The sequence below is a fragment of the Micromonospora sp. KC606 genome, from assembly GCF_004348675.1.
Taxonomy (GTDB): domain Bacteria; phylum Actinomycetota; class Actinomycetes; order Mycobacteriales; family Micromonosporaceae; genus Micromonospora.
Genome location: NZ_SMKN01000250.1, coordinates 1 through 8,356 on the forward strand (window position 1 = coordinate 1; position 8,356 = coordinate 8,356).

General features: G+C 74.7%; 7 protein-coding genes. 3 read left to right on the plus strand and 4 right to left on the minus strand.

Annotated features, from left to right (window positions below; all coding sequences use genetic code 11):
- Both E1193_RS28055 and bioD read left to right on the plus strand, forming a co-directional pair.
- The coding region (locus E1193_RS28055; protein WP_132186182.1) for an aminotransferase class I/II-fold pyridoxal phosphate-dependent enzyme at positions 1 to 408 on the plus strand (408 nt) is incomplete at its 5' end.
- A gap of 52 nt (positions 409 to 460) precedes the next feature.
- On the plus strand, positions 461 to 1,165 hold the full coding sequence (bioD, locus tag E1193_RS28060; RefSeq protein ID WP_132186187.1) for a dethiobiotin synthase: 705 nt from the start codon (positions 461 to 463) through the stop codon (positions 1,163 to 1,165).
- 188 nt (positions 1,166 to 1,353) lie between these two features.
- Here the strand turns inward: bioD and E1193_RS28065 are convergent, their stop codons facing one another.
- Positions 1,354 to 2,517, minus strand: coding sequence for a cytochrome P450 (locus E1193_RS28065; protein ID WP_132186183.1), 1,164 nt, complete (start codon positions 2,515 to 2,517; stop codon positions 1,354 to 1,356).
- A 9-nt stretch (positions 2,518 to 2,526) separates the two neighbouring features.
- Positions 2,527 to 3,198 carry a 50S ribosomal protein L11 methyltransferase gene (locus E1193_RS28070; RefSeq protein ID WP_132186184.1) on the minus strand — a complete coding sequence of 224 codons (672 nt, stop codon included), beginning with the start codon at positions 3,196 to 3,198 and terminating at the stop codon, positions 2,527 to 2,529.
- A gap of 179 nt (positions 3,199 to 3,377) precedes the next feature.
- Between E1193_RS28070 and E1193_RS28075 the strand changes: the two genes are divergently transcribed.
- Positions 3,378 to 4,214, plus strand: a complete 837-nt coding sequence (locus tag E1193_RS28075; RefSeq protein ID WP_243707943.1) for a hypothetical protein — start codon at positions 3,378 to 3,380, stop codon at positions 4,212 to 4,214.
- A gap of 47 nt (positions 4,215 to 4,261) precedes the next feature.
- Here E1193_RS28075 and E1193_RS28080 read toward each other — a convergent pair whose 3' ends face one another.
- Positions 4,262 to 7,198 carry a M36 family metallopeptidase gene (locus E1193_RS28080; RefSeq protein ID WP_132186185.1) on the minus strand — a complete coding sequence of 979 codons (2,937 nt, stop codon included), beginning with the start codon at positions 7,196 to 7,198 and terminating at the stop codon, positions 4,262 to 4,264.
- A gap of 229 nt (positions 7,199 to 7,427) precedes the next feature.
- The gene (locus E1193_RS28085; protein ID WP_132186186.1) at positions 7,428 to 8,030 is read right to left on the minus strand and encodes a TetR/AcrR family transcriptional regulator; all 603 of its coding nucleotides are present in this window, start codon (positions 8,028 to 8,030) and stop codon (positions 7,428 to 7,430) included.
- Positions 8,031 to 8,356 lie beyond the last annotated feature (326 nt).

Genomic DNA, 8,356 nt, shown 5'->3' on the forward strand with positions numbered 1-8,356 from the left:
GCCGAGTTCGTCCGGCACCTGGTGGAGACCGGCCGGACGTTCATCTTCGACACCGCGCTGCCCCCGGCGGTCGCGGCCGGCGTGCTCGCCGCGGTGACGCTGGCCAGGGCCGGCGACGACCTGCGCGCGGAGCTGGCCGACCGGGCCGCGCTGGCGGTCCGCCGGCTGGCCGCGGCCGGGCTGACCGTCTCCGCCCCCGACGCGGCCGTGGTGTCGGTGACCGCCCCCGCTCCGCAGGCCGCCACCACCTGGGCGGCCGACTGTCACGACCGGGGCGTCGCCGTCGGCTGCTTCCGCCCGCCGTCCACCCCGGACAGCCGCTCGCGGCTGCGGCTCACCATCTCCGCCGGGGTGTCCCGGGCGGACTTCGCGCGCGCCCTGGACGTGATCGTGGAGTGCGCGCCGTGAGCGTGCCGAGTAGGTCGGAGGCGCGGCCGTGACCACACCGTGGCAGGGCGTGGTGCTGGTCACCGGCACCGACACCGGGGTCGGTAAGACCATCGTGACGGCCGCGATCACGGCCGCCGCGCAGGCCGCCGGAATGCGGGTCGCGGTGGTCAAGCCCGGCCAGACGGGAACGGCCACCGGGGAACCCGGCGACATCGACGTGGTGACCCGGCTGGCCGCCCCGCTGACCGGGCGGACCCTGGCCGGCTACCCGGACCCGCTGGCCCCGCTCGCCGCGGCCCGGGTCGCCGAGTTGGAGCCGCTGGAGCTCTACACCGCCGTCGACGCGGTCCGCGAGGAGGCCGACAAGCACGACCTGGTGCTGGTCGAGGGGGCCGGAGGGCTGCTCGTGCCGATGGGGCTGCGCCCCTCCGGCGAGCCGTGGACCGTCGCCGACCTGGCCGTCTCCCTCGGCGCCCCGGCCGTGGTGGTGGCCCGCGCCGGGCTCGGCACTCTCAATCACACGGCGCTCACCCTCGAGGCGCTGGAGCGCCGGGCGATTCCCGCCGGGGTGGTGGTCGGCGCGTGGCCGGCCGAGCCGGAACTGGTGCACTGGGCCAACCTGACCGACCTGGTGCCGAATCTGCTCGGGGCCCTGCCGACCGGCGCGGGGGCGATCGAACCGGGGGTGTTCCGGCGGTCCGCCCCGGGCTGGCTGACCCCGGCGCTGTACGGCGTGCTCGACGACTGGCGTGCCTGGGCCGAGGACGCGGGCTGAGCCTGTGACCCTTGTCGGCGCCCGGTCCGGCACGGGACGGGGGCCGACCACGAGGGCCAGCGGATTCCCGATCGAGGCAGGTGACCCCGGGAGTTGCTCACTTCCGGGCGGGCCGTCGTTTCGGGGCGATCCGCCGGCCGACTCGGACACCGGTGCCGCCGCCGGATGCCCCAGCACGGCCGCAGCGGTCAGCGACGGCGGACCACGAACGCGTCCGGCATCCGGAAGGTGAGATTGTCCGGGCACCAGGGCGGGCGGACCACCGTCACCCCGTCGAGCAGCGGCGCAGCCTCGGCCACCACCACCGCCGCCTCCATCCGGGCCAGCTGCGCGCCGACACAGCGGTGCGTGCCCGCGCCGAAGGCCAGGTGCCGGCGCGACCCGCGCTGGCCGGGTCGGAACCGCGTCGGCTCCGGCACCAGCTCCGGGTCGCGACCGGCGCGGGCCAGCCACAGCACCACACTGGTCCCCGCCGGGACCGCCGTCCCGCCCAGCGTGGCGTCCACCGCGGCCACCCGCCGCCAGGTCACGATCGGCGGTTCCAGCCGCAGCCCCTCCTCGACCACGTCGGCCACCGCCACCGTGCCGGCGCGCAGCCCGGCGCGGACCTCGGGCTCGGCGGTGAGCCGGTGCAGCAGCAGGGTGAGGAACTGCGACGTGGTCTCCTGGCCGGCGACCAGCAGGAAGAACAGCGCGCCGACCACCACGTCGGGGGAGTGCCCGTCGGCGCGCAGCGCGGCGGCCAGCCCGCCCCCGGTGGCGGCGAACTCCCGTAACACGGTGTGGAAGCGGCCCACCTCGGCAGCGAGAGCGAGCTGCCGGTCGGCGTCCAGCGGCGCCCAGAACAGCTCCAGCGCGGCCCGGGCGAAGTCCTTCACCGCGTCGACCGGCGCGTCGGGCAGCTCGATGAGCCGGGCCAGCACCAGCAGCGGCAGGTCGGCGGCGAGCACGGCGTACAGGTCGACCGGCTCCCCGGCGTCGAGGGCGGCGGCGAGCCGGACCACCCGCCGCCGCACCAGCGCGGTCAGCCACGGTTGCTGCGCGGCGACCCGGTCCGGGTGCAGCGCCTCGGCCACCAGCGCCCGGATTCCCGGGTGGCTGGCCGAGGAGTTGTTGGCCAGGGTCGGCGGCAGCCGGAACCGGTGCCCGGCGAGCACCCGCAGCGCGGCCACGGGCACCGGGGTCACCGCGTCCAGGGCGTTGTCCGGCCGCCAGGTCACCGGGTCGGCGAGCACCTGCCGGACCAGCGCGTGCCGGGTGACCACCACATGGTCGACGCCGACGTGATCGGCGACGACGGCCACGTCCGGCCACCGCCAGTCGACGGACTCCCCCCAGCCCCGGAACAGCACGCCGTCACGCTAACGGGTGGCCCCCGGCGGGGTCGGATCCAGCTCCCAGACGGTGGTGCGCTTCACCCGTACGCTCTCCAGCGCCTCCGGTACCGGCACGTCGTACGCGGCCAGCTCGCGGAACCGCTCTCGCGGCAGGAACGCCCGCCCCGGGTCGCCGACCAGCACGCGGGCCCCGCCGGTACGGGCTGCCCGGAGCAGGAAACGCAGCATCCGCTTCGCCATCGCCTCGCTGTAGAAGACGTCCCCGGCGAGCACCACCTCGGCGTCCCCGGCATCGGAGTCGAGGACGTCGCCCAGCTCCGCGTCGACGCGTACCCCGTTGGCCTCGGCGTTGAGCGCGACGGCGGCCGCCGCCCGTTCGTCGATCTCCACGGCGCGCACGGAGGCGGCGCCGGCCCGCGCGGCGGCGATGGCGACCAGGCCGGACCCGGCGGCCAGGTCGAGTACCCGGCGGCCGGCGACCAGCTCCGGGTGGTCGGTGACATGGCGGGCCAGCCCCTGCCCGCCGGCCCAGGCGAAGGCCCAGAACGGGGGCGGCTGGGCGCTGCGGAACTCGCCCTCGGTCAGTTCCCAGAGGCCGATCGGCTCGTCGGCCTGGTACAGCCGCACCTCGGGGACGAAGGCCACCGGGGCGAGGCGGGCGTGCAGTCGGACGAAGGCCGCGGAGAGTTCGGACACGGGGGTGATTGTCCTCCCACTGCTTTTCCGGCGTGTCGTGGGTGGGTCGTCACCGGTTCACCACTATCGGTGATAGTCGCCCCCGCTCTTCACGCTCCGTGCGAACACGCCCGTCTACCGCCTTCCCCCGGCCCCTCATAGCGTGGCCGTTGGATGGGACCGACGTGGGGAGGGTGACGGTGGCGAGGGTGTGGCGCAACGCGATGCGGGTCGGGGTGGTGCTGGCCTGTCTGTCGGGGACAGTGCTGGCGGCTCCCCAGCCGTCATCCGCGGCGGCCGGGTTCGCCACCGTGATGAGCGGCCTGCCGGACGAGTTCGTCGCCGACGGCGAGGTGCGGACGCTCACCGCTGTGGTGTCCCGCAACGACGGCGGCGGCTGCGTGAAGGTCCGCTGGTCGATGGTGCTCACCGTGGACGGGCTGCGGCTCAACCAGGTGAAGATGGACCGGGTGGAGGAGGACGGCTCCTTCCCGGTGGACATTCGCACCGAGGGGTCGGTGGCCCGGCTGACCGACCGGCAACTCGATCCGGGTGTCCTCTGCGCGAACCAGACGGTCACCGCCCGCTATCGGGTCGCCTTCGACGAGTCGGTCAGCCAGGGGCGGGTCACCCTCGCCGCCGAGGCGTACGACCCGAACCTGCGCCTGCTCGCCCGGCAGTCCGCCAGCCGCAACGTGATCGGCCCGGGATTCGGCGTGCCGACCACCGTGCCCACGCCGAGCGAGTCGGCGGAGACGGTCGAGCCGACCGAGTCGGCGGTGGCCGTCGAGCCGACCGAGGAGGCGACTGAGCCGGCGGTGGCCCAGGTGCCGCCCGCCACGGGCCGCCCGACGTCAGGCACCCAGGCCGGTGGCTTCGGGGTGGTGCAGGCGGCGTTCCTCCTCGGTGCACTGCTGCTCTTCCTCGGCGTCGGGCTGCTGCTGCGCCTGCGGCAGCTGACCCGGACGGCCGACGCCGAGGAGTCCGGTCGCAGGCCGTTCGAACGGCCGCGTCGCTGGACGCCGGCGCGGCGTTGATCGGGGGCCCGCCGGGGCCGGGTGGTGCATCCGGCCCCGGCGGGATTTCACTTGGAGAACACCTGGAACTCAGCGACCCGCACCTGGTTCCGCGCCGGGCTGGCGGTCGCGCAGTCGGTGCTCGTCGCCGGGTCGTCGTCCTGTTCGCCGGCGTACGCCGGGCCGCCGGTGCACTGGCTGGTCAGGATCTCCAGCCGCACGTGCGTCGCGACGGTGGTCGGCACCCGGAACGAGCGCAGGTTGACATCCCGGGTGTACGCCCGGAAGTTGCCCCCGGGGAAGGCGTCGTCGGCGCTGGTGTAGATCCGCGTCCAGCGGCCGGCGTCGGCGCAGTCGGTGGTCCTGGTGTTGCAGGTCCAGACCGCGAAGGAGCGCACCGCGCTCAACGCGTTCTGCCCGCCCGCGTCGGGGTCGCCGCTGATCGCCGGGCGGAGCATGCCGCTGACGTTGACCCGGCCCACCACCTGGGGGGCACCCCCGGGCAGCGTCACGGTGACCTGCCGGCCGGCGACCCCGTTCAGCGAGGCCCAGTTGGTCGCCTCGGTGTCGTCACCGATCCGGTCCAGGTTGACCCCGTCGCCGTTGATGACCGCCCCGGAGGCGGTGGACGCCAGGTTGCGGCTCAGCCGTAGGTCGACGTAGCCGTGCTGGCCCTTGCGGGCGACCACGTCGAGCCGCTGGTGGCCGAAGCCGGGCGCCACCGCGAGCAACTGGTACGTGCCGGGCACCGCCTCGAAGGTGTCCGGCAGCTCGGTGGCCGGGTCGGTGTCCGCGATCGGGGTGGCCCGGGCCTCGTAGTCGCCGACGTAGAGCCGGATCGGCGCGCCGGCGCTGTCACCCCTGGCCCGCAGGGTCAGGGTGGCGTTGCCCCCTGTCGGGCTGGCGAAGCTCGGCGTCGGGTCGGTGTCGCCCGCGCCGTTGGTGGCGGCGTCCCGGCCCATCCCGGAACGCGCGAACTCGGTCCAGATCAGTTCCTGGTTGGCCCCGCCGAAGCGCAGCCGGTCCGCGGTGAGCAGGTTGTCCCGCATGTCGAGCATGCTGACCTGGCTGGCGGCCTGGAGCAGGAACGAGTCGAAGACCAGCTGGATCCAGCGCCGGTTGCCCGGGCACCGGTCGGCGGCCACCGCGCCCCGCGCGCAGTCGAGCTGGCGTTGCGGGGTGCCCAGGCCGTACTTCTTCACCAGCGCGGAGCGAAGGCGGAAGTTGGTGGCGCTCCAGATCTCCCCGTCGGCGTGTACGCCCGGGCCGGCGGTGTTGTAGCCGACGTCGGAGTAGTTGAGCGGGCTGCGGCTGAAGTCGTGGTTTCGGATGCCGCTGACCAGGTTGCCGGTGACGTAGCCGCCGGTGATCCACGGCGTCTCGCCGGGAGCGCGCAGGCCGTGTTCGTAGAGGTACTCGGCGGCGAGCAGGTCGCTCCACGACTCGCCCATCGCCCCACCCTGATGCCCGCCGATGCCGCTGTCCGGCCCGGCGATCATCCGGTTGGTGATGGCGTGGGCGTACTCGTGCCCGATCACCGTCATGTCGTAGTCGCCGTCCACGCACGGCGGGTACGGGCCGCCGGCCTGCGGCTGCCACAGGTACATGTTGGTGGTCGGCGGCAGGCCGTCGCGCGGGGTGCCCTGGTTGGCGTTGTTCCGGTTGCCGGTGAGCGCTCCCTGCTGGGCGCGGCCCTGCTCGGCGTCGCCGCCGAGGCCGACCCCGCTCAGGTTGACCGCCTGCAGGTTCCAGGTGGCCTCGGTGAAGCCGAGGTGCCAGGCCCAGTCGTGCATCCGGTTGTGCATGGCGAACAGGTTGGCGATGGCGGCGTCGGCGTCGTTGCGCTGCGCGGAGGCGAAGACGGCCGGGTTGCAGCGGGACTGGCGCCACTGGTCGGTGAACGGGTACTCGTAGCGCCGCTGAGGGCTGGCCGTGGCGGGCAGCATCGGGTTGCCGGCGCCCCAGGAGACCACCGTGTTGGCCGAGTTGCCGCGAGAGGTGCCGGTCGGCGCCGCGGTGGTCAGGTCGACGTCCCAGTGCTTCCCGCTGGCCGGGTCGGTGAAGGCGTCGGCGCAGCCGGGCGCGGAGTCGCCGCACCAGCGCACCCGTTGCTCCTGCCCACCGGCAGGGCCGCCGGGCGGTGCGGCCGGGTAGACCGCCCAGCTCGGGTTGTCCGAGTCGTAGTCGACCAGGTCCTCGCGGACCAGCACCTTGCTGGTGATCCCGTCGACGTAGGTGGTGTACGCCGCAGGAAGGTTCGTGCTCGCGCCGATCAGGGTCACCTCGTACGCGGCGCGGTTGCCGTCGCTCGGGGTGGGCACGGCGACCGGGCGGACGCTGTGCCGGGCCACCGCGTCGGCGTGCAGGCCGGCATCGGCGAGCGCGGCCGCGTACGCCTGCTCGCCGGTGAGGGTGGCGGGGGCCGGCGCCGAGGCGTCCCGGGCCAACGAGGAGTTGACCGAGATCACCGAGCCGTCGACGACCGCCACGGTGACCAGTCCGTCGTGGCCGGCCGGCAACTCGCCGAAGCGCTGCCGGAGGGTGACCACAGCTCCCTTGCCGACGGGGTGGACAAGCACCCGGTCCATCGCGGCGACAGCGTCGGCGTCCAGGCCGAACAGGTCCCGATGGTCGGTGAGGTAGCGCCGGGCGGCGGCCTCCGGGTCGGCGGGCAGACCGGTGGCGAGTGGGTCCCGGGCCGGCCCGAGGGCGTGCGGGGTGCCGAGGCGGTTCCACCGCACGTCCGGGTCGATCCGCCGGGCGAGTCCGCGCTGCCGGGCGTCAGGCGCGGCGGTGCCGGTGCGGTTGTCGACGTCGGCGGCGGGGTGGCTGTCGCCGGCGAACGAGCCGGAGGGGCCCGGTGCCGCGGCCGGCGCGTCGCCCGGTGCCGCCGTGGCGGTGCCGCCACTGGAGAGCAGGGCGGCGACCAGACCGACGGTCGCCAGTACGGGGACGAGCCGGCGTCGGGGCCGGCTCGTCGGGGGTGTCCACTCCGGTATTGGCACGTGACCTCCTCGTGGGAGCGGGGCCGGCGCGGCGCCGGCCCGGGGCGTGCGCGGTTACGCATGCGCATCTGTGGATACCAGGCGGTTGGGGTGGGAGCAAGGTCGATGGTGCCGTTCGGCGCCGTGGGCCTCACCCGTCCCGCGCCACCAGAGCAGGGCGCAGCCCGGGACGCGACCGAGCCGCCGTACCCGCCGTGACAGCTCTCGCCGGGCGGTGGGCCGTTGCCGGTCAGTCGAGTCGGGCCGGGTCGAGGCCCAGCTCGCGGGCAGCGACCAGTCGGATCCACTCGCTGGCCTGGCGGCGGGAGATCACCCGGTCGTGCACGGCCAACTGCACGGCCAGGCCGTCCATCACCGCGTTGATCCGCCAGGCCGCGCCGGCGGGGTCGGCGCACTCGAAGGTGCCGTCGGCCACCCCGTCGGCGATGATCGCGGTGAGGTCCTGCCGCCAGCGCAGGTCGAGCCGGCGGCATACCTTCTCCAGTTCCGGGGTGCGCAGCGACTCCGCCCAGCCATCGATCCACATGGACCACGAGGTGGAGCGGCCGGCGGGGGTGTACAGGCGCATGATCCGGCGCAGCTTGGCCAGCGGCGTGGCGGTGGAGCGCATCACCGCGTCGAGCCGGGCCAGGTCCTGTTCCACCGCGTACGCGAAGGCCTGCGCGAGCAGGCGTTCCTTGGTGGCGAAATGGTAGAAGACCAGGGCCTGGCTCACCCCGGCGGCCTGCGCCACGTCGGCCGTCCGGGTGTTGGCGAGTCCGCGCTCGACGATCACGTCACAGGCCGTGCGCAGCAGGGAATCCAGGCGGACAGCGGCGGCACGTCTCGTCACGCGGTCACGGTAGCCCATCAGGGTGACCACAGCGCGTCACCGCCGTCGGCTGGTCGTGTTGCCGTCAGTCAGAAGCCGGACAGCGTCCCCGGGCGAGTCTCCGGACAGCGTCCCCGGCGAGTCCCCGGGCAGTGTCCCTGGGGGTTTCCGGGCAGGCAGCGTCTCCGGGGATCTCCGGGGGCGTCGCCTGGTGGGCCCGGGTCGGGCTGGGGCCCCGGCTGCCGCCGTCGAGGTCGAGCGTGGGAGATCGCGGAGCGGGCGGTCCGTTGCGGCATGCGGGGGCATTCAGCGTGCCGGGATGCCCCGCCCCGGCGCAGGCCACGACC